The sequence below is a fragment of the Collinsella sp. 4_8_47FAA genome, assembly GCF_000763055.1.
Lineage (GTDB): Bacteria > Actinomycetota > Coriobacteriia > Coriobacteriales > Coriobacteriaceae > Collinsella.
Map to the genome: position 1 here is coordinate 229488 of NZ_KN214136.1, position 20786 is coordinate 250273.

Here is a 20786-nt window from a genome sequence, read left to right on the forward strand (position 1 = left end):
GCTGCGCGGCCCGGGCCTCGTAGAAGACGTGGGGCGGCGCTTGCAGCCGATCGCGCGGTACCGGCCGCAGCCGTTGCAGCATCGCGGCCACGCGGCCAGGCGCGGGCAGGCCGCCGACAGGTCGGCGGAGGCGTCCACGCGCTCGCCGCGCCTGGGCTTCGGCGCCGTCACGAACCTGTGCGACGCCACCTCGGCGCTCACCGTCGAGGGCGACCTGCCCAGCTCCCTCGCGATCTCCCTGCACGAGGCCCCGCGCTCCAGCATCCTCTGGACCGTGTCCCGCTCGTGCCTCGTGAGCCTTCCGTAGGCCCTCGGGACCGCCCTCGCGGAGCCCCTTTTCTTCTTTCCGGACATGCCGTCCTCCGATCTCCCGGGGCCGGCCGGTCCGGCCCTCAGGGTATCGGGTTCCCACATTCATCCGCACATGTGCGGATGAATGTGGGAAGTGTTCGGATGAAGTTGATAATCAAGGCCAATGACTGGGTCGGAAAATTTCTTAAAAAAGTTCTTGCCCTTCGCCCAATCGTCCGTATAATAAACTTCGTTGCTTGAGAGCACGCACCTATTCCTCGGTAGCTCAATGGTAGAGCACGCGGCTGTTAACCGCGCTGTTGTAGGTTCGAGTCCTACCCGGGGAGCCAGAATTTTTCAGCCCTCTTCGTTGGGCTTTTAAATTCCTCGGTAGCTCAATGGTAGAGCACGCGGCTGTTAACCGCGCTGTTGTAGGTTCGAGTCCTACCCGGGGAGCCAGGTTTTAAAACCCGTCGCTTATGCGGCGGGTTTTTTCATGCCGCGATCGCCTGTGGCGAACGTTGCCGTATCAACATTTCGTGTCGAGGATGTAATCGCGAACCCCGCCGCCTTAACATGGCGCGGTCGTTGTAAACTATTGGGATGATTGCTCCCACGACATGGTGCCGCGAGCACCAGAAAAGGAGATTCTTGTGTCTGAGACCATCAACGGCAGCCTGAGCGTCTCGAACGACGTTATTGCCGATATTGCCGGTTATGCCGCGATGACGTGCTACGGCGTCGTCGGTATGGCTGAACAGCTGCAGGGCGCCGAGAGCGTGCGCCTGCTTGCCGGCCAGCGCCTCCGCAAGGGCGTGCTTGTTTCCGCCGACGAGAACGGCCTCACGGTCGACCTTCACGTCGTGCTCGAGAACGGCGTCAACATGAAGTCCGTCTGCCACAATCTTTCGAGCTCCGTCGCCTTCACCCTGCAGGAGATCGCCCAGATCGATCCCGCCAGCCTTAAGATCGGCATTCACATCGACGCGCTCAAGAGCCGTCTGAACTAGCATCCGAATACGGAGATTTCATCACTTATGATTGCAAAGACCATTCGCACCTGTTTTCCGATCGCTGCGGCTGCCGTTTCCGAAAAGGCCGAGGAGATCAACAAGCTCAACGTCTTCCCCGTACCCGACGGTGACACCGGCACCAACATGTCGCTCACGCTCGCCTCGGTGACCAAGGAGCTTTCCGCCCTTCCCGCCGATGCCGACATGGAGGCCATTGCCGGCGCTATCACCCACGGCTCCCTGATGGGCGCCCGTGGCAACTCCGGTGTCATCACCTCGCAGATCCTACGCGGCGTGGCCGAGGGCCTTGTCTCTGCCGATGAGCCCATTACATCCGCCAATATCGCCTTCGCCTTCCGTCGTGCCGTCAAGGTTGCCTTCCAGGCTGTTCGTAAGCCCATCGAGGGCACGATCCTCACGGTCCTGCGTGATGTTTCGACCAAGGCAGACGAGTGCGAGAAGAAGAAGTTCTCTGCCGAGGATGCGCTCGACGCCATCGTCGTCGAGGCCTACCAGTCCGTCGCCCGCACGCCCGACCTGCTGCCCGTCCTCAAGGAGAACGGCGTGGTCGACTCCGGCGCCTTTGGCTTTGCCATCTTCTTGGAGAACTTTGTTGCCGCTGCCCTTGGCCGCAGCACCGTGGTCGAGGATTTCTCCGCTACGTTCGATTCCGCCGGCTCTGCTCGCGATGCCGCACTTGGCCGTGTTGAGATCGAGGCTAACGACGACTGGGAGGGCTCGGAGTTCCGCTACTGCAACGAGTTCCTCTTTAAGGCCGACGCCCCGTTTGACGAGGACGAGTGCCTGAAGTTCCTGGGCTCCATGGGCGACTGTGAGCTGCTCGTTGGTGCCTATCCCGACTACAAGATCCACGTGCACTCCAACACCCCGAACCTGGTGCTCGAGCACATGCTTCAGCTCGGTCAGATCTACGAGGTCTTTATCCACAACATGGAGATGGAGGCCCACGACCGTACCGCTAAGATCCACGAGGACCAGGAGAAGGCCGCCGAGCCCGCGAAGGCCCTGGGCTTTGTCGCCGTTGCCGCCGGTTCCGGCGAGGCCGACATCCTCAAGTCCCTCGGCGTCGATGTGATCGTGTCGGGTGGCCAGACCATGAACCCCTCGACCGCCGACCTGCTGGGCGCCGTCGACCAGGTCAACGCGACCTCGGTCATCATCCTGCCCAACAACGGCAACATCCGCATGGCTGCCGAGGCCGCTGCCTCCGCCTGCACCGACAAGAAGGTCGCCGTCGTTCCCACCAAGACCGTCCCGCAGGCGTTCTCCGCGCTGTTCGCGGTCCTGCCCGATTCCGAGCTCGAGGACGCCGTCGCCGCTATGGTCGACGCCATCAGCGAGGTCCGCGATGGCGAGGTCACCCGCGCCGTGCGCGACTCCAGCGCCTCTGACGGCTCGCCGATTCACTCCGGTGACGTCATGGGTATCATCGCCGGTTCCATCGACGTGGTCGGCTCCGACGTGAAGCAGGTCACGCTCGACTGCATCAACCGCATGCAGGAGGAAGAGGAGGGTGACGCGCTGACGATTTTGGCCGGCGAGGAGCTGTCCGACGAGGCCTTCCAGGAGATCGTCGACGCTATCGAGGAGGCTCAGCCCGATCTGGAGATTGATGCCCATCGTGGCGAGCAGCCGCTCTATCCCGTGATCTTCTCGATCGAGTAGGCTCTGCCTATGTCCGAGCTGTGCTCCGTGCCGCGCGTCTCGGAGCGTTTTGCCCAGAGCAATGCGCTCGACGAGGATATCGCGCGACTCAAATATGTTTCGGGTAAACGTGAGGAGGCCCTTCGCCGTCTGGGAATTCGGACGGTGGGGGACCTCCTTCTCCATATTCCTCATCGCTACCTGGATTTCACTCGCTCGTGGTCCATCGAGATGGCGCCCATCGGTACCGTGTGCACCATCATCGCCACGGTCGACCGTATTGTCCAAAAGCAGCCCCGTCCGCGTATGCAGGTGACTGAGGTCTCGCTCGTGGACGAGACGGGCGTGCTGCAGGTTGCCTTTTTCCGTCAGCCTTGGATTGCCCAACAGCTTAAGCAGGGCGAACGCCTGGCCGTGATGGGCAAGGTCGAGTTTGCCTACGGTTTTAAGCAGATGGCCTCGCCCCACTTTGAAAAGCTTGAGGACGGGCGCGCCGCCGGTACCATTTTGCCGGTCCACTACGTAAGTGACGGCGTGAGCCAGGCGTGGATGCGCCGTATCGTGAGCGGTGCGCTCGAAGTGGCTGCCAATCCGTTCGATCCCATTCCCGCGCCGCTGCGCGCAAAGCGGAAGCTCATGAGCAATGCCCGTGCGCTGCGCTCGATCCACTTTCCCTCGAGCATGGCCGAGCGCGACATCGCGCGCCGGCGTCTTGCCTATGAGGAGTGTCTCTGCTTGCAGCTCGCGCTGCGTCTGCGCAACGAGGGCGGTATAGTCGACGTGGTGCCTTATGCGCATGCCGCGGGCGAGCATTTGGCTGCGCTTAAACAGGCCCTGCCGTTTTCGTTGAGCGATGAGCAGGAGGCTGCATTTCAAGACATCCTGCATGACATGTGCGATGGCGGTCGCGTGATGAACCGTCTGCTGCTGGGTGACGTCGGTACCGGTAAGACCGCCGTTGCCGCCTGCGCACTGGCGGTTGCGGCCGATAGCGGCACTCAGGCCTGCGTTATGGCGCCCACGGGCGTGCTGGCGCGTCAATATGCCGATAAGACCGGCCCCTTGCTCTCGCGGGCTGGCATGACCTGGGCGCTCTTGACGGGAGCCACGCCGGTGGCCGAGCGTGAACAGATTCATGCGCGGCTCCAGTCTGGCGAGCTCGATGTGCTCTTTGGTACCCATGCGGTGCTTTCGGAGAACGTCACGTTCAGGCATTTGTCGCTTGTGGTGATTGACGAGCAGCACCGCTTTGGCGTGGGGCAGCGTAACGCTCTACGCGCAAAAGGCCCGGGTGCCGACTTGCTGGTCATGACTGCCACGCCGATTCCGCGCACGCTGGCGCTTTCGGTGTATGGCGACCTGGATACGAGCATCATCCGCCATCGTCCCGTTCCGGGTGCCGGCGTTGAGACGCGCGTCCTCACCGAGTCGAGTCGCGACCTGGCCTATGGCGCCATTCGCGAGGCGCACGAAAAGGGGCAGCAAGCCTACGTGATTTGTCCGCTCGTGGAGCCGAGCGATTCGGCCGATGAGCTCGAAGACGTACCCGGCATCGCCCGCGACGACGAAGGCCGCGTGACCGTGCCCGTGCCGTTGCATGACACGGCGACCGAGCTCGATCGCCTTCGTCTGGCATTACCGGGGCTTGCCATCGAGCGTCTTCATGGCCGCATGCCGGCGGGGGAGAAGGATCGGGTCATCGATGCCTTTAAGCGTGGCGAGATCGATGTGCTCGTCTCGACCACGGTGGTCGAGGTGGGCGTTGACGTATCCAACGCAACCGTCATGGTCATCGAGAATGGCGAGCGCTTTGGTTTGGCGGCTTTGCACCAGCTGCGCGGGCGCGTAGGCCGCGGCAGCGTGTCGGGTACGTGCCTGGTCATGACGCACTCCAAGGGCAACGGCGGCGCGTCGGCGGCACAAGACCGCCTCCAGTCACTCGAGAAGACCTCGGACGGCTTTACGCTCGCCCAGATGGACCTGCGTCTGCGCCACGAGGGCGAAATCCTGGGTTACCGCCAGCATGGCGGCGTGACCTTGCGCTTTGTTGACCTTGATGCCGACGAGGAATTGATCGAGTGGGCCCATTTGGACGCGGTCGAGCTCTTGCGGTATGCTTGCAACCTTGACTCTGTGGCGACGCGCCCTCTACGCGATGCGGTCGCCATGCGGTATCGACACATCTTTAAGGAGGTCAGCGGAGGATGAGAATCATCGGCGGCGAATGGCGCGGTCGCAAGATCGAAGAGCCCCGTGGTCGCGATGTCACCCGCCCCACGACCGATCGCGTGCGCGAGGCGTGCGCATCTATGGTCATGTCGGCATTCGACTTCGATCTGGACGAGGTCCGCGTGCTGGATGCCTTTGGCGGCTCCGGCGCCTTGGGCATTGAGATGCTCTCGCGCGGTGCCCGCTCGCTCACCACGTTCGAGATCGATCGCAACGCTGCTCGTCTGATTACCAAGAATATCGAGTCGCTGTGCCGTGACCGTGCGCGTTGGCGCGTGGTGACGGGTGACGTGCTGGCAAGCGCCTCGCGCGGCCGCGTGCCGGGCGGTCCCTTTGACCTGGTCCTGCTCGATCCGCCCTATGCTTTTGGCGCCGAGCCGGTCGAGGAGCTGCTGCAAAACCTGTCTCAGCAGGGCTTACTGGTGCAGGGTGCCTACGCGCTCTTTGAGCACGCCGCGGCCGACGTGGGTGCGCATCCGGCAGGCTTTGAGACTGTGCGCGAGAAGCGTTACGGCATAACCTCGGTTGACTTGCTGCGCTGGGTTGGCAACGGCGAGGATGATGACAACGATAGCGACGCACCCACGGAGGACGCCCATGAGTAACACCATTAACTGCGTAATCGTCCCGGGCACCTTCGATCCCATCACGTTTGGCCATATCGACGTCATCCGCCGCGCCCGCCGCATCTTTCCCAGCGTGATCGTGGCCGTCGCCGAGTCGCAGGGCAAAAACGGCGTCGGCACCACGTTCATGCTCGACGAGCGCGTGGCACTGGCCCGTGAAGCGCTCGGCGATATTGACGGCGTCGAGGTGCTTCCTTTCACCGGCCTCTTGGTCGATTTTGCCCGCGAACAGGGTGCGGGAGCCGTGGTCAAAGGTCTGCGCGCCATGACCGACTTTGAGTACGAGCTGCAGCAGGCCGACCTCAACTACCGCCTGGATAACGAGCTGGAGTCCATCTTTGTCATGAGTGCGCCGCAGTACGGCTATATCTCGAGCTCGGTGGTTCGCCAGATTGCCTCGCTCGGTAGCGACGTCTCTAATTTTGTTCCGCCCAATGTGGTCAAGGCGCTCAAACATCGCTTTTCGTGACGTTTTTTAATGCCTGGTGGCATGTGGTAAACTAACACGATGATATGTTACCTATGAAAGGAGACCGGATGCCGGGCGAGAATTTTCCTGGCGACAGGATCGTGAGTCTTGTCGACGAGCTCGAGGGGCTCATCGAAGAGGCTAAGACGCCGTTCGGCAAGAACGCCCAGATGAAGGTTATCGACGCCGACGTCTTCTTTAACATCCTCGACGAGATCCGCATGAGCTATCCCGAGGAATGGCAGAAGTCCCGCCGTATCCTCAAGGAGCGCGAGGAGCTTATGGCTTCCGCCGCCGCTCAGGCCGATTCCATCATTGCCGATGCTCAGCAGCAGGCCCTCACCATTGCCGGTGAGCAGGAGATCGTCCGCTTAGCCCAGCAGCAGGCCGACGACATTCGCGACCGTGCCCAGCAGTACGAGCGCGAGACGCGCTATGCCGCCGAGGATTACGCCGAGCAGGTCTTTACGCATCTCGAGGAGAACCTCAAGAGCCTGACCGGCACCGTCACCCGTTGCCGTCAGCAACTCAACGAGGGTGCCGCCCAGCAGAATGGTCAGTGGTAATGGCTGAGTTCCCGAACGTCACCGTCGATCTTTCCGAGCAGCTCGAGTTTCCCGGAGACTCGTACCCGCTGACCGGCAAGGTCGATGTCGCCGCCTATACGGTGGGCGAGAAGGAGTATCAGCTGCAGGACGGCATTGACTACGACGTGGTCTTTACCAATGCCGGCACCGGTGTTCTGCTTACGGGCATGGTCCGCGCGCACGCAACCGGTGAGTGCGACCGTTGCCTGGAGCCCGCTTCGTTTGATATTGCCGGTGAGATCGAGGAATTCTATCTCTTTAACGAGCCCGAGGATCCCGAGGCCTACGAAGACGGCTACGAGTTACTGGGTGAGGATCGCATCGTCGATCTGGGTGAGCCCATCAACGATGCGGTCGTCATGGACACGCCGTTCGTTGTCCTGTGCAAGCCCGATTGTCGCGGCCTATGCCCCACGTGCGGCATCAATCTCAACGTCGAGCAATGCGATTGCGCCGCTCAAGCAGAGGCTGAATGGGCCGCTGCCACGGAAAATCCATTTGCAGCATTGAAGAATCTCAAGCTTGACGAGTAAAACTGTGGTAGTATCGCTACTTGCGCGTAATCGCCACACTGGATAGTTCATAAGGAAGGTCACTATGCCCGTACCTAAACAAAAGCAGGGTCGTATCCGCACTCACACCCGTCGTTCCGCCAACATGAAGATCTCGGCTGCGGCTCAGTCCACGTGCCCCCGTTGCGGCGCTGTCAAGCTCCCGCACCACGTGTGCCCCAGCTGCGGTTTCTACAAGGACCGCGAGGTTATCGTTACCGAGTAACTGTATACTCTGGATGCGATGCCGTTCCAACTGGAACCACAATGGCCGGCTCAATGAGTCGGCCATTTTTGTATAAGGAGCATGTATATGAGTAACGTTCGCGTTTGTGTAGACGTTGTGGGTGGAGACGAGAAGCCTCAGGTTGTCCTCGACGGTATCGAGGCGGCGCTTGCTGCGGATCCCGATATCGAGGTCTTGGCCGTCGGTCCCGCAGAGATCGTGAACCCCTTTGCCGCGGCTCACGCTCGTGTTGAGGCCTTGGAGGCGCCCGATGTCATCGCCATGGATGACGATCCCATTCGAGCCGTGATGACCAAGCGCAAGTCCTCGATCGTGCTTGCCTGCCGCGCCATTAAGAAGGGTAACGCGGATGCGTTCTTCTCCGCCGGCTCCACCGGCGCCATGACCGCTGCCGCTACCGCCTACGTGACGCCATTTAGGTATCAGGCCGAGGGCAAGAAGCAGCCGGTGCGTCCGTGCCTCACCAACGCACTGCCCAACCGCGCCGGCGGCCTGACGGTTCTGTGCGACATGGGTGCCAACCCCGATGTCGAGGTCGACGACATGGTGCGTTTTGCCCAGATGGGTAGCGCCTATGCGCGCGTCGTCTTGGGCATTGAGCATCCCCGCGTCGGTCTGCTCGGCAACGGCACCGAGGATGAGAAGGGCTCCAACTTTACCAAGGCGTGCTTCCCTGCCATGAAGGCCGCCGTTCCCGGCTTTGTGGGCAACTGCGAGGGTACCGACCTGACCTCGGGTAACTTTGACGTCGTCGTTGCCGATGGCATGTCGGGCAACATCGCGCTCAAGGCAACCGAGGGCGCCGCTAAGTTTTTGCTGCAAGAGCTCAAGGGTGCCTTTATGGCTTCGCTCGGCACCAAGATCGCCGCGCTGCTCATCAAAAAGCAGATGCGCGAGATCAAGGCAAAGCTCTCGGGCGATGCCAAAGGCGGTGCCATTCTGCTGGGCCTGCGTGGCGTGGTCCTGATCGGCCACGGTGCTACCTCGGTCGAGGCCGTCAAAAACGGTACGCTTGCCGCGGCGGAGGCCGTGCGCGCCGGGCTTGTCGAGAACGTCGCCAACTCTATGGACGGCATCGTTTTGTAGGAGCGAGTTAGGGCGCTGTTATGTGCCTCGCGGCCTTCGTCGTGGGGTAGAATCAAAACCGTGTCTTGGTGCTGCACTTGCGGCGCCAGCGCGTTGATGTTCACGCAATACGAGAGGAAGCGCTATGGACCGCTCCGAAATCTTCGATAAGATCGCCGAAGTCGCCGCTGATGTGCTGGGCGTCGATGTCGCCGACATTAGCGACGAGACTACCTTTGACGATCTCGATGCCGATTCGCTCGAGCGTCTGCAGCTGGTGACGGCCATCGAGGACGAGTTCGACCTCGAGATCGATGACGAGACCCTGCTGTCGCTCAACTCTGTCGCCGACGCTGTCGACGCTATCGAAAACGCCAAGGAGGCCTAAGTCTTGGCTTTATCTCAACGACTCGCACGCGCCCAGGAAATCCTGGGCCACGAGTTCAATAATAAGGTGCTGCTGCGTGCGGCGCTCACGCACCCCTCTGCCGTGGAAGGTCAGCCCGTCTCGGCGAGCTATGAGCGCCTTGAGTTTTTGGGCGATTCCATTTTGGGCGCTGTGGTTGCCCGCTCGCTCTTTGAGTCCTATCCCGAGTTTGACGAGGGCAAGCTTACACGCCTGAAGGTGTCGCTCGTCTCGGGTGCCACGCTGTCCGAGGTGTCCCATGAGCTGGGCATCGACGACATTATCATCTTTGGTGCCTCCGAGACCGGCACGGGCGCGCGCGGCCTGCATTCGGCGCTCGAGAACGTCTACGAGTCGCTCGTGGGCGCCCTGTACCTGGATGCCGGCTGGGACGTTGCGGCGGACTTTATCCACCGCACGCTTAAGCCGCACCTGGCTTCCGAGCGTGCCGAGCACCCCGCGAACCCCAAGTCGTTTTTGCAGGAGTGCGTGCAGGCCGACGGCCACGAGCCTCCGGCGTACAAGCTCGTTGGCTCTGAGGGTCCGGCACACGCACCGACCTTTACCGCCGTGGTGCTCATTGACGGTATCCGCCAGGGCCGCGGCACCGGTTCCTCCAAGAAGGAGGCCGAGGGAGCTGCCGCGCTTGAGGCACTCGACCGCATGGGTTACACCACCAACGGCGTGATTCTGAACAAGAAGCCTGTTTAAGCGAGGAACCGTGTATCTCAAGTCCCTCACGCTCAAAGGGTTCAAGTCGTTTGCCGACCGCGCCCATATGACGTTTGAGCCGGGCCTGACCGTCATCGTCGGTCCCAACGGCTCGGGAAAATCGAACATCTCCGACTCGATTCTGTGGGTCCTGGGCGAGCAGAGCGCCAAGCAGCTGCGCGGCCAGGCCATGGAAGACGTCATCTTCTCGGGCTCGTCGGCGCGCAAGCCGGTGGGTGTGGCCGAGGTCACGCTGGTGCTCGACAACTCGGACCATATGCTTCCCGTCGACTTTGACGAGGTGGCTATCACCCGCCGCATGTATCGCTCGGGCGAGAGTGAGTACCTCATCAACTCGAGCCCGTGCCGTCTGATGGACATCCAGGACATCCTGCACGATTCGGGACTGGGCAAGGATACGCATTCCATCATCAGCCAGGGCAAGCTCGACGCCATTTTGCAGAGCCGTCCCGAGGAGCGCCGTGCCCTCATTGAGGAGGCCGCCGGCATCTCCAAGCACAAGCGCCGCAAGGAGCGTGCGCTCAAAAAGATCAAGTCGATGGACGAGCACCTTACCCGTGCCCGCGATATCAACAAGGAAATCGCCCGTCAGCTGCGACCGCTGGAGCGTCAGGTCGATCGCGCGCGCAAGTACAAAGAGCTGTCCTCGCGCGCGAACGAGCTTACGCAGATGCTGGCAGTCGATGAGCTCCGTTCGCTGCAATCGCAGTGGAACGACCTGGAGAGCCGTTCTAAGGAGGGCGCCGCCGAGCTGGAGCTCGCGCAGTACCGCCTGGGTGAGAAAGAGCGCGAGCTCGAGAAGCTCCAGGTCATGCTCGAGGAAAAGGGCCTGTTTGTGGGCGACTTGGGCGAGCAGCGCCGCCATATGCAAGATGTGGTCGGTCGCATTAACTCCGACATGCGCCTGCTCGAGGAAAAGGGCCACAACATGGTGTCGCGCCTGTCCGACATGCGCGGCCAGATCTCGAGCTCCGAGCATCAGCGTCGTCGCGTGGTCGAGGAGCTCGAGGATGCGCGTGCCCAGCTTGAGGAAGTGACCGGCGCGCATATGCAGGCCCAGGAGGACGTCGACGCCGCTGGTCCTGCCGCCGCCGAGCTTCACGAACGCCGCGTGGCGCTCGATGCGCAGATTTCGCAGCTCACGCGCGAGCAGCGCGATGTGCAGCGCGTTGCCGATAATGCTGCGCTCGAGCTCGCCAAGGTAAAGGATTCGCTTTCCAATGCCGAGGTCGAGGACAACATGTATGCCTCGCGCCTGGAGCAGATCGATGAGCAGCTCGAGGAGGTCACGGCATCGCTTGATAGCCGCCGCAACCGTGCTGAGGAGCTTGAGAGTGCCCTTGAGGCGGCTCGTCAGGCCCAGAGCGATGCGCGTGAGGCTACCGAGGTCGCCCGTGCAGCCCTTAAGGACTTGCGTAATCGCGAGAGCGAGGCGCGCAATAAGCTGTCCGAGGTGCGCTCGGAGCTTGCCAGCCAAAAGAAGCTTGATGCTCGCATGGCCGACAGCTCGCCGCTCGTAAGCCGTCTGGTGGGCGCGCTGGGCGACGATGTCTCGGGCCGTCTGGGCGATGTGCTCGAGGCACCTCGTGAGCTTGAGGGCCTGGTTGAGCAGCTGCTCGCCGGCGATATCGATGCCCTGTTGTTCGATAACGCTGCCGCACTTGAGCGCGCCGGTCGCGCCGCCCTGGACCAGAAGAAGGCCTCGGGCGAGGCGCTGCTGGTGGCGCGCAGCGTGAGTGGCTCTGCGGCCGCCGAGGGTGCCGCCGGTACCCGTCTTGTTGATCGTCTGTCCGTGCGTGCGGGCTACGGTCCGGTCGTCGAGGCATTGCTCGGCGGCTATTACGTGGTCGATGACTTGCCTTGTGCGCTGTCCGCGCCGGTCGTTGATGGCGTGACCTATGTGACTCCCGATGGCGCACGCGTTGCCTGCGGCGGCCTGGTTCGCGTGGGGCTTGATGCCGGCGAGGCTTCGGGCGCTCTGGAGCGCAAGCGTCGTATCCGCGAGCTGGAGGGCCTGGAGCCCGATCTTGCTGCCGCGTTTGAGCATGTTTCTGATCAGGTCGTCGAGGCCAATGCGGCCGTTGAAGAGGCCCGTGCTGCCGAGGGCGATGCTGCCGGCGAGATTGCCCGCCTTGAGGGCGAGCGTCGCTCCCTGCTGTCCGAGATCGGCCGCCTGGAGCAGAGTGCCAACAATGCCGAGGTCGAGCGCGTGCGCATTTCCAAGCGCCGCGAGCAGGCCGCAGAGGCCGTTCGTGCCGCACGTCCGCGCGTGGACGAGCTCACTCGTTCGCGTGACGAGTCCCGTGCGCAGGCGAGCGACTTAGGCTTGCAGATTGCCGAGGCCAACGACGAGCTCGATCGCGTGCGCCGTGACGATTCCGAGGCAGCCGGTAAGCTCGCCGACGCCAAGGTGCGCCTGGCCCAGACGAGCGAGCGTCTTCGTTCTCTGAGGGGCCGCGTGCCCGACCTGGAGCATCGCCTGGAGGGCATCGACCGCCGTATCCGCGGAACACGCCAGGCCTCGCGCTCGCTTGAGCTGCTGCGCCTTCGCGTCGATCCCATGCACGAGCGCTATTCTGCCCTGTTGGAGCGCGCCTCGGACTGGGCTGCGCGCCTGCGCGATCAGGCTTCGCTCGAGGAAGCGGACTCGGCCTCGCTCAAGAAGACCATCGAGGACGCCAAGACCGAGGTCGCCCGCGCCAAAGAGAGGGTCGATGCTGCCGCCACGACGCAAAATGAGTTCAAGGTGGCGCGCGGCAAGCTCGAGGTGCAGGTCGAGGCTGCCATCAAGGCCATCACCGCTGACGGTACCACGGTGCTCGAGGAAGCGCTCATGCTGCCGGCGCCCACCGATCGCGACGCCGCCGAGCGCGAGCTTAACCAACTCGTGCGCCAGATCAACAACTTGGGCCCTGTGAACCAAGTCGCTATGGAGGAGTACGAGCAGCTCAAGCGCCGTGCCGATTACATCGAGGAGCAGCTGGCCGATCTGGAGAGCGCGCGCAAGGCGCTCACCAAGATCACCGTGGCGATCGACCGCAAGATGCGCAAGGCGTTCCTAGTGACGTTTGAGAAGGTCGATGCGAACTTCCGCGAGATCTTTGCCATGCTGTTCCCGGGTGGTCAGGCGCATCTGGAGATGACCGACCCCGAGCATCCGGCCGAGACGGGCATTGAGGTCGTGGCGCAGCCGCGCGGCAAGCGCATCACCAAGATGATGCTCATGTCGGGTGGCGAGAAGAGCCTGACGGCGCTCGCCCTGCTCTTTGCCGTGTATCGCACGCGCACGGTGCCGTTCTATGTGCTGGACGAGGTCGAGGCTGCGCTCGACGACGCCAACCTGTCCAAGCTCATCGGCGCCCTCGATGTGCTGCGTTCCGATACGCAGCTCTTGGTAATCTCTCATCAGCGCCGTACTATGGAGGATGCTGACGTTCTCTACGGCGTCTCGATGCAAGCCGACGGCGTCAGTCGCGTCGTCTCGCAAAAACTCGATCGCGAAACCGGAAAGGTCGTGAATGCATAATGGGATTTTTTGACGCACTCTCGCGCGGACTTGAGCGCAGCCGCGAGGCCCTTAACGAGGTCTTCTACTTTGGCGGTGAGGTCGACGAGGATTTTTGGGAGGACCTTGAGGACACCCTCGTTATGGGTGACATGGGTGCCGAGGTCGCCATTCAAGTCTCCGATGACCTGCGTGATGCCGCTGCCAAGAAGAACCTCAAGACCGCCCCGCAGCTCCGTCGTGCCCTGGCTGAGCAGCTTGAACAGCACTTTGTGCCCATCGAGCGCGATCCGTTCGCCGATACGCCGAGCTGCGTGCTGTTTGTCGGCATCAACGGCGCCGGCAAGACCACCACGGTCGGTAAGATTGCGAGCGCCATGGCCGCCCGCGGCAAGAACGTGGTGATCGGTTCGGCCGACACCTTCCGCGCCGCCGCCATCGAGCAGCTTGATGTGTGGGGTCAGCGTGCCGGCGTACCGGTTATCAAGCGTGACCGCGGCTCCGATCCGGCAAGCGTGTGCTATGACGTGCTCGACGAGGCCGATAAGCGCGGCAGCGACCTGGTGCTCATCGATACCGCCGGTCGTCTGCACACGAGCCCCGAGCTCATGCGCGAGCTCGCCAAGGTGGTCAATGTGACCCGTAAGCGCGCCGCCAATATGGCCGCCGGTCCCATGCCGGTCTCGGTCGTGCTTGTGATCGATGCCGCCACTGGTCAGAACGGTCTGAACCAGGCGCTCGAGTTTAACGAGGCGCTGGGCCTGGACGGTATTATCATGACTAAGCTCGACGGCACGGCTAAGGGCGGTATCGCCATGGCCGTGGCCGAGAAACTCAAGCTCCCGATCCTGCGCATCGGCGTGGGCGAGCAGGTCGATGACCTGCAGGAGTTTAACGCCAAAGATTTCTGCCGCGCCCTGGTGGGCGAGTCCAACTAAGGAGTGACCAGTGTTTGATTCCCTGAGCGATCGCCTCAACGACACATTTGACCGCCTGCGCGGTAAGGGTAAGCTGACCGAGGCCGATATTACCTCGGCCATGCGTGATATTCGCATGGCGCTACTCGAGGCTGACGTTAACTTTAAGGTCGTCAAGGAGTTCGTTGCCAAGACCAAGGAGCGCTGCATGACCGCCGAGGTCATGGAGTCGCTGTCGCCGGCGCAAAACGTCGTCAAGATCGTGCTCGACGAGCTCACCGAGATGCTCGGCTCAACCGAGAGCAAGCTCGTCTTTAGCAACCGTATTCCCAATGTCATCATGCTCGTGGGCCTGCAGGGCTCCGGTAAGACCACGGCGGCCGTAAAGCTTGCTTACCTGCTCAAGAAGCAGGGCCGCTCGCCGCTGCTCGCCGCGTGCGACGTCTACCGCCCCGCCGCTGCCGACCAGCTGGCCACGCTCGGTGGCGAGATCGGCGTGCCGGTCTTCCGCGGTGACGGTGCGCACCCGGTCGACATTGCCAAGGGTGCCATCCAGGAGGCCGTCGACCACCTGCGCGATGTGGTCATTGTCGATACCGCCGGTCGTCTTCAGATCGACGAGCAGATGATGCAGGAGGCCGTGGACATCAAGAAGGCCGTCAAGCCCGACCAGGTGCTGATGGTCGTCGACGCCATGACCGGCCAAGACATCGTCAACGTGGTCTCGACGTTTGCCGAGCGCACCGACTTTGATGGCGTGATTATCTCCAAGCTCGACGGTGACGCCCGTGGCGGCGGCGCGCTTTCGGTGCGTCAAGTGACCGGCAAGCCCATCAAGTTTGTGAGCATGGGCGAGAAACCCGATTCGCTTGAGCCGTTCTATCCCGATCGCATGGCCAAGCGAATCTTGGGCATGGGCGACGTCGTCGGCATTATCGAGAAGGCCCAGGAGGCAGCCGATGCAGAGCAGCTCGAGGCTGCCGAGCGTATGCTGCGCGAGGGCTTCACCATGAACGATATGCTCGACCAGATGAAAGCCGTCAAGAAGATGGGCGGCATGAAGGGCATCCTGGGCATGCTCCCCGGTGGCCAGCGCGCGCTCAACCAAATGGGCGGCAACCTGGACGAGGGTATCTTCGATAAGAACGAGGCCATCATCATGTCGATGACCAAGGAGGAGCGCCTGCGTCCCTCCATCATCAACGGCCAGCGTCGCGCGCGTATCGCCAAGGGCGCCGGCGTAACCCCCACCGAGGTCAACAGCCTTATGAAGCAGTGGGGCGAGATGAACAAGATGATGGGCCGCATGCGCACGATGGCCAATCAGGCACAGGCTGGTGGCAAGAAGGGCAAAAAGGGTAAGAAGGGCAAGAAGATGCGCATGCCCAATATCCCTGGCCTGGACGCTATGGGTCTGGGCGGCATGGGCGGCCTGGGAACGGGCGGCCCCAAGTCCGATATGGACCTGCTGCGCCAGATGGAAGCGCAGATGCGCAATAAGAAATAGGGCTGTAATTCCAGCTTGATATGGCAAAGGCCACTCGGAAGCTACCGGGTGGCCTTTGTTGTTGGCTTTGATTGTTTGGCAGCATGCAGCGTCGTGCCCTGAGCTCGCGGTGCCGTGCCGTTAGTGGCAGCCGCAGCCCTCGTGGCCCTCATGCTCGTGATGGCCGTGGCAGCTGCAGGACTTGCCATGTTCGTGGGCGTGGTCGTGGTCATGGCCGTGGCAGCCGCACGTGGCCTCGCCGTTCTGTGCGAGCGTTCCGGCGATAAGGGCCTCGACACAAGCGTCGCAGCTGCCCTGGGCTCCTGCGTACACCGTGATGCCGGCTTGGGCAAGCGCGTTGATGGCGCCGCCGCCGATACCGCCGCAAATGAGCGTGTCAACGCCACCGTTGGCAAGCAGACCCGCCAGGGCGCCGTGACCGGTGCCGCCGGTGCCCACGACCTGCTCGTTGAGCACCTTGCCGTCCTGAATGTCGTAGACCTTGAACTGCTCGCTGCGGCCAAAGTGCATAAAGATGTTGCCGTTGTCGTACGTGGTTGCCACCCTCATGGTGTCGACCTCCTTTGCTGACCATGCGGCCGTCGCTGTGGTGATGGGGGAGTACGCGATATTGCCGCCCTCGATGATGAGCGCTCGTCCGTTGACCAGCGCATTTGCTACCTTGCGATGCGCACGGCTGCAGATTGCCGCCACCGTGGCGCGCGCGATGCCCATCTGCTGTGCGACTGTCTCTTGGTTAAGGCCTTCCAGGTCGCACAGGCGCAGCACCTCGAGTTCGTCGATCGTCATGTCGATGGCGTCTCCGCTCGCCAGGCCGTCAGGGGTAAAGCCGCGGTATTCGGGGATGATCCCGACGCGGCGCAGTTTCTCGCGTCTTCCTGCCATGCACCCTCCTTATCTGACATATGTTAACAATAGAATAACGCGTGTGCGCTGCAGAGCAAGGCATTTTTGGCATATGTCAGAAAATGAGGGCTTATGTTAGGGCTGTGGGGCCGCGTGCGCCTGGGCTACAATGAATCTCGCTTGTAGGCGACTGACAGGAGGGTCAATGAGCAAAGCTGATCAACAGTTTGTAACCATGTGCCGCGATATCTTGGACCATGGCACCACGACCGAGGGCCAAAAGGTCCGCCCGGTGTGGGAGGATGGCACCCCTGCCTATACCATTAAAAACTTTGGTGTCACGGCCCGCTACGACCTGCGTGAGGAGTTTCCGGCGCTTACCCTGCGTCGTACGGCCCTCAAATCTGCCATGGACGAGATCCTGTGGATCTATCAGAAGAAGTCCAATAACGTGCATGACCTCAACAGCCATATTTGGGATGAGTGGGCCGACGAGACCGGCTCCATCGGCAAAGCCTACGGCTACCAGATTGGGCAGAAGAGCCATTATGCCGAGGGTGACTTTGACCAGATGGACCGCGTGCTGTACGACCTCAAGCACACGCCGTACAGCCGCCGCATCATGACCAACACATACGTGTTCAGTGATCTGTCCGAGATGCACCTGTATCCGTGCGCCTACAGCGTGACCTATAACGTCACGCAGCGTCCGCAGGACGACAAGCCGACGCTCAACATGATTCTCAACCAGCGCAGCCAGGATATTTTGGCCGCGAACAACTGGAATGTGTGCCAGTACGCCATTTTGCTGATGATGGTCGCGCAGTCGGTCGATATGATTCCCGGCGAGCTGCTGCACGTGATCGCCGATGCTCATATTTACGACCGTCATGTCGATATCATCCGCGAACTTATCGAGCGTCCGCAGTTTGCGGCTCCCAAGGTAACGCTCAACCCCGATGTGCATGATTTCTACGCGTTTACGACCGATGATCTGATCGTTGAGGGCTATGAGCACGGCCCGCAGGTCAAGAACATCCCCATTGCGGTGTAGGTGACGCGTATGACGTGTAAGCTTTCTGCCATTGTCGCCGTGTGTGATGACTGGGGTATTGGGTGCGAGGGCGACATGGTGGTGTCCAACCGTGCCGACATGCGTCATTTTGTGGCATGCACCAAAGGTTGCCCGGTCATTATGGGGCGCAAGACGCTGTTGAGTTTTCCCGGCGGACGACCGCTCAAGAATCGCCGCAACATTGTGCTCACGCGCGACGAGAGCTTTGCTGCCGAGGGCGTCGACGTGGTGCATAGCATCGACGAAGCGCTCGCCGCCGTGGCCGATGAGCCCGTTGCGTGGGTGATTGGCGGCGGCGAGGTATATCGACAGTTTTTGCCGCATTGCGTCGAGGCCGAGGTTACGCATAACCATTGCGTGCATGAAGTGGATACGTACTTTCCCGATCTGGATGCCGATCCCGCGTGGGAGATTGCGTGGCGAGGCGGTGTTGCCACGATTGCCCCGGGCGAGGGCGACGAGGGTGTCGATTATGAGTTCGTGACGTATCGTCGCGTTGATGCTTAAATCTCTTTTTTGCCCACGGTATTATCGGGTTGGAATGAGTGAGGGGCGGCGCCTGGCGTCGCCTCGTTTGATATAGGTGCTGTAAAGAAGGGTGCGGGCTGGCTGCTATGACTGATGTCGTTGAGGTGCTGCGAATCGATTCGCTCGAGGACGAGCGGCTCGATGCCTACGTTCGGCTGACTGAGCGTGAGCTTCGCTGCGTGCTGGAGCCGCAGAAGGGCATTTTTATCGCCGAGAGTGCCAAGGTTATCGAGCGTGCGGTTAGCGCCGGATACGAGCCGGTGAGCTTTCTTTTGGGCGAGCGCTGGCTCGACCAGATGATGCCGCTGTTTGAGCGCCTGGCGGTACGCGAAGGTGCGGGCCCGGTTCCCGTGTTCGTGGCCTCGATGGAGCTTATGGAGCAGCTGACGGGCTTTAACGTGACGCGCGGTGCGCTCGCGGCGTTCCGTCGCCCGCGTCAGATTCCGGTTTATGAGTTCTTGGGCGGCGTCGTCGAGGCGGCGGGGGAGCGCCCGGTGCGCGTGTGCGTGCTCGAGGGTATTGTCGACCACACCAACGTCGGCGCGATTTTCCGCTCGGCGGCTGCGCTGAACGTCGATGGCATTTTGGTGAGCCCTACGTGCTGCGATCCGCTGTACCGTCGCTCGGCCCGCGTGAGCATGGGCACGGTGTTCCAGGTGCCCTGGACGCGCATTGGCAGCGAGGCGCGCGTATGGCCGCATGATGGGCTGGCGGCGCTGCACGATGCCGGCTTTTCGTGTGCCGCGATGGCGTTGACGGATGATTCGGTGTCGTTGGACGATCCCGCGCTGCAGGAGATTGACCGCCTGGCAATCTTTATGGGCACCGAGGGTGCTGGCTTAGGCGCCAAGACCATTGCTGGCTGCGACCGAGCCGTGCGCATTCCGATGGCGCACGGGGTCGATTCGCTTAACGTGGCCGCGGCAAGTGCCGTCGCCTTTTGGCAGCTGTGCCCGCATGTGAGCAACGAGTACCACTACCAGCCGGGTTTGTATCACTAAACAGATATTTCGCACCGGGCTGTGGTTCGGGGCGTTTCGGCCGACGCTGGTCGGTGCTAAGCTGGTGTCGGCTTTGGTCTTAAATTGCCGTTTTGTTGTATGACGTACGCTAGTGGGGAGGGCGTGTGGCTAAGAAATCTACGGCTATCGATGTAACGCAGGGTGTCATTTGGCAGCAGCTGCTGTCGCTGTGCGTTCCCATCTTCTTTAGTTCGTTCTTTCAGCAGGCATACACGCTTATCGGTACCTATATCGTCGGTCAGTTTGGCGGCAAGCTCGCGCTGGGTGGCATTCAGGCCACGATGGTGCTCACCGAGCTCTGCATTGGCTTTTGCGTTGGCGTCGGTGCCGGCTGCGCGGTCATTACGGGCCAGTTTTTTGGCCAGCACGATGACGAGCGCCTGAGCCGATCGGTCCATACGGCCATGACGCTCGCGCTGGTGGGCGGAATCGTTTTCTCGATTCTTGGCATAGTGTTCGTTGAGCCCATGCTGGTGCTTATGAATACGCCGCATGAACTATTGGCCGAGGGCGTGGCCTATGCCCGTTGCTATTTTGCCGCCATGGTTGCGGCGCTGCTGCTCAATATGGGAACGGCATTGCTGCGCGCCGTGGGCGACACGCGCGGGCCCGCTGTGATCATCGCTTCCGGCTGCCTTGTTAATGCGGTGCTGGATGTCATCTTCGTTGCCGTACTTCATATGGAGGCTCTGGGCTGCGGCATCGCGGTGGCGCTGACCATTTGCTCCAATGCCACGATGATCGTGATTCGTATGATGCACGCACCGGGTGCGTGGCGGTTGTCGCTATCCAAGCTCGGTATCGATCGCAGCATTTGCAAGAGCATGCTTTCGTGCGGTTTGCCGCTGGGCGTTCAGTCTGCGGCGTATTCGATCTCGAACGTGCTGATTCAGGTGTCAGTCAACTCGTTTGGAGCCGATGTCACGACCGCTTGGGGCCTTTCCGGCCGCCTGGACGGCATTATCTGGATGGTGACCGAGGCGCTCGGCGTGTCGATTACCACGTTCTCGGCGCAGAACTTTGGTGCGCGCAATTACGATCGCATGCGAAAGGGGTACCACACGTCGCTCGTGCTATCGTTTATGCTCATTGGTGGCCTGTCTGCCGTGCTGCTGGTGTTCTCGGGTCCGTTGTCGCGTCTTTTTGTCGACGATGCTTCGATTTCGGCGTACACCACGACGATTCTTCATTTTATCGCGCCGTTCTACGCGATTTTCTCGATTATCGAAAACGCGTCGGGCTCCATTCGCGGTGCCGGTGTGAGCTTGCAGCCCATGCTGCTCACGATTTTTGGCACCGTCGTGCTCCGCGTGGCGTGGGTGTTCGCGATTATGCCGTTCGATCCGTCGCTTGAGCACCTGCTGCTGGTTTACCCCGTAACCTGGCTCATCACGGCCACGATGTTCACCATCTACCACCACAGTGGCAACTGGCTCGGCCGCGCCACCGCCTAATGATCCCTTGGGGACGGAGGAAAACGGATCATTGCTCTTCGTCGTGATGTC

General features: G+C 61.6%; 20 protein-coding genes and 2 tRNA genes. 20 read left to right on the forward strand and 2 right to left on the reverse strand.

Features of this window, described 5'->3' with window-relative positions:
- On the reverse strand, positions 1 to 414 hold a 414-nt coding region (locus tag HMPREF9463_RS11600; RefSeq protein ID WP_148334214.1), incomplete at its 3' end, for a helix-turn-helix domain-containing protein.
- 152 nt (positions 415 to 566) lie between these two features.
- Between HMPREF9463_RS11600 and HMPREF9463_RS07360 the strand changes: the two genes are divergently transcribed.
- The 16 genes from HMPREF9463_RS07360 to ffh all read left to right on the forward strand — a co-directional run bounded on the left by HMPREF9463_RS07360 (position 567) and on the right by ffh (position 15810).
- Positions 567 to 641, forward strand: a tRNA-Asn gene (locus HMPREF9463_RS07360).
- A 34-nt stretch (positions 642 to 675) separates the two neighbouring features.
- Positions 676 to 750: transfer RNA gene (locus HMPREF9463_RS07365), tRNA-Asn, on the forward strand.
- A gap of 161 nt (positions 751 to 911) precedes the next feature.
- Complete coding sequence (locus HMPREF9463_RS07370; RefSeq protein WP_006234031.1) at positions 912 to 1301, forward strand: Asp23/Gls24 family envelope stress response protein; 390 nt, start codon at positions 912 to 914, stop codon at positions 1299 to 1301.
- Between the two features lie 27 nt (positions 1302 to 1328).
- Positions 1329 to 2990 carry a DAK2 domain-containing protein gene (locus tag HMPREF9463_RS07375; protein ID WP_035138123.1) on the forward strand — a complete coding sequence of 554 codons (1662 nt, stop codon included), beginning with the start codon at positions 1329 to 1331 and terminating at the stop codon, positions 2988 to 2990.
- Positions 2991 to 2999: 9 nt separating this feature from the next.
- Complete coding sequence (recG, locus tag HMPREF9463_RS07380; protein WP_148334204.1) at positions 3000 to 5177, forward strand: ATP-dependent DNA helicase RecG; 2178 nt, start codon at positions 3000 to 3002, stop codon at positions 5175 to 5177.
- Positions 5174 to 5803: a 16S rRNA (guanine(966)-N(2))-methyltransferase RsmD gene (gene rsmD / locus HMPREF9463_RS07385; RefSeq protein ID WP_035138125.1), complete on the forward strand. Its 630-nt coding sequence runs from the start codon at positions 5174 to 5176 to the stop codon at positions 5801 to 5803. The genes recG and rsmD overlap by 4 nt, the downstream gene beginning before the upstream one ends.
- Positions 5796 to 6293: a pantetheine-phosphate adenylyltransferase gene (coaD, locus tag HMPREF9463_RS07390; protein ID WP_035138126.1), complete on the forward strand. Its 498-nt coding sequence runs from the start codon at positions 5796 to 5798 to the stop codon at positions 6291 to 6293. Before rsmD ends, coaD begins: the two co-directional genes overlap by 8 nt.
- Before the next feature lie 68 nt (positions 6294 to 6361).
- Positions 6362 to 6859: an ATP synthase subunit B family protein gene (locus HMPREF9463_RS07395; RefSeq protein ID WP_022094019.1), complete on the forward strand. Its 498-nt coding sequence runs from the start codon at positions 6362 to 6364 to the stop codon at positions 6857 to 6859.
- Positions 6859 to 7413 carry a YceD family protein gene (locus tag HMPREF9463_RS07400; RefSeq protein WP_035138128.1) on the forward strand — a complete coding sequence of 185 codons (555 nt, stop codon included), beginning with the start codon at positions 6859 to 6861 and terminating at the stop codon, positions 7411 to 7413. Before HMPREF9463_RS07395 ends, HMPREF9463_RS07400 begins: the two co-directional genes overlap by 1 nt.
- A 64-nt stretch (positions 7414 to 7477) precedes the next feature.
- Entirely contained in the window at positions 7478 to 7657 is a 180-nt protein-coding gene (gene rpmF, locus HMPREF9463_RS07405; RefSeq protein WP_022094017.1) for a 50S ribosomal protein L32, read from the forward strand.
- 87 nt (positions 7658 to 7744) lie between these two features.
- Positions 7745 to 8764 carry a phosphate acyltransferase PlsX gene (plsX, locus tag HMPREF9463_RS07410; RefSeq protein WP_035138131.1) on the forward strand — a complete coding sequence of 340 codons (1020 nt, stop codon included), beginning with the start codon at positions 7745 to 7747 and terminating at the stop codon, positions 8762 to 8764.
- Positions 8765 to 8888: 124 nt separating this feature from the next.
- Positions 8889 to 9131 (forward strand): acyl carrier protein, encoded by a 243-nt coding sequence (locus HMPREF9463_RS07415; RefSeq protein WP_035138134.1) that lies wholly within the window; start codon positions 8889 to 8891, stop codon positions 9129 to 9131.
- A gap of 3 nt (positions 9132 to 9134) precedes the next feature.
- Positions 9135 to 9860 (forward strand): ribonuclease III, encoded by a 726-nt coding sequence (gene rnc / locus HMPREF9463_RS07420; RefSeq protein ID WP_035138137.1) that lies wholly within the window; start codon positions 9135 to 9137, stop codon positions 9858 to 9860.
- Positions 9861 to 9870: 10 nt separating this feature from the next.
- On the forward strand, positions 9871 to 13407 hold the full coding sequence (smc, locus tag HMPREF9463_RS07425; protein ID WP_035138139.1) for a chromosome segregation protein SMC: 3537 nt from the start codon (positions 9871 to 9873) through the stop codon (positions 13405 to 13407).
- Complete coding sequence (gene ftsY / locus HMPREF9463_RS07430; RefSeq protein WP_035138143.1) at positions 13407 to 14324, forward strand: signal recognition particle-docking protein FtsY; 918 nt, start codon at positions 13407 to 13409, stop codon at positions 14322 to 14324. Before smc ends, ftsY begins: the two co-directional genes overlap by 1 nt.
- Positions 14325 to 14334: 10 nt before the next feature.
- Complete coding sequence (ffh, locus tag HMPREF9463_RS07435) at positions 14335 to 15810, forward strand: signal recognition particle protein (RefSeq protein ID WP_035138144.1); 1476 nt, start codon at positions 14335 to 14337, stop codon at positions 15808 to 15810.
- 120 nt (positions 15811 to 15930) lie between these two features.
- Here the strand turns inward: ffh and HMPREF9463_RS07440 are convergent, their stop codons facing one another.
- Positions 15931 to 16695, reverse strand: coding sequence for a DUF134 domain-containing protein (locus HMPREF9463_RS07440; protein ID WP_035138146.1), 765 nt, complete (start codon positions 16693 to 16695; stop codon positions 15931 to 15933).
- Between the two features lie 166 nt (positions 16696 to 16861).
- On the opposite strand from HMPREF9463_RS07440, the gene thyA reads away from it, so the two are divergent.
- From thyA to HMPREF9463_RS07460, 4 genes are all read left to right on the forward strand, one after another.
- On the forward strand, positions 16862 to 17710 hold the full coding sequence (thyA, locus tag HMPREF9463_RS07445) for a thymidylate synthase (protein WP_035138151.1): 849 nt from the start codon (positions 16862 to 16864) through the stop codon (positions 17708 to 17710).
- Between the two features lie 9 nt (positions 17711 to 17719).
- Positions 17720 to 18238, forward strand: coding sequence for a dihydrofolate reductase (locus tag HMPREF9463_RS07450; RefSeq protein WP_035138153.1), 519 nt, complete (start codon positions 17720 to 17722; stop codon positions 18236 to 18238).
- A 107-nt stretch (positions 18239 to 18345) separates the two neighbouring features.
- A complete protein-coding gene (locus tag HMPREF9463_RS07455) occupies positions 18346 to 19260 on the forward strand; it encodes a TrmH family RNA methyltransferase (RefSeq protein ID WP_035138154.1) in 915 nt (304 codons plus the stop codon).
- A gap of 125 nt (positions 19261 to 19385) precedes the next feature.
- Positions 19386 to 20735 (forward strand): MATE family efflux transporter, encoded by a 1350-nt coding sequence (locus HMPREF9463_RS07460; RefSeq protein WP_035138157.1) that lies wholly within the window; start codon positions 19386 to 19388, stop codon positions 20733 to 20735.
- The last annotated feature ends 51 nt before the right edge of the window (positions 20736 to 20786 follow it).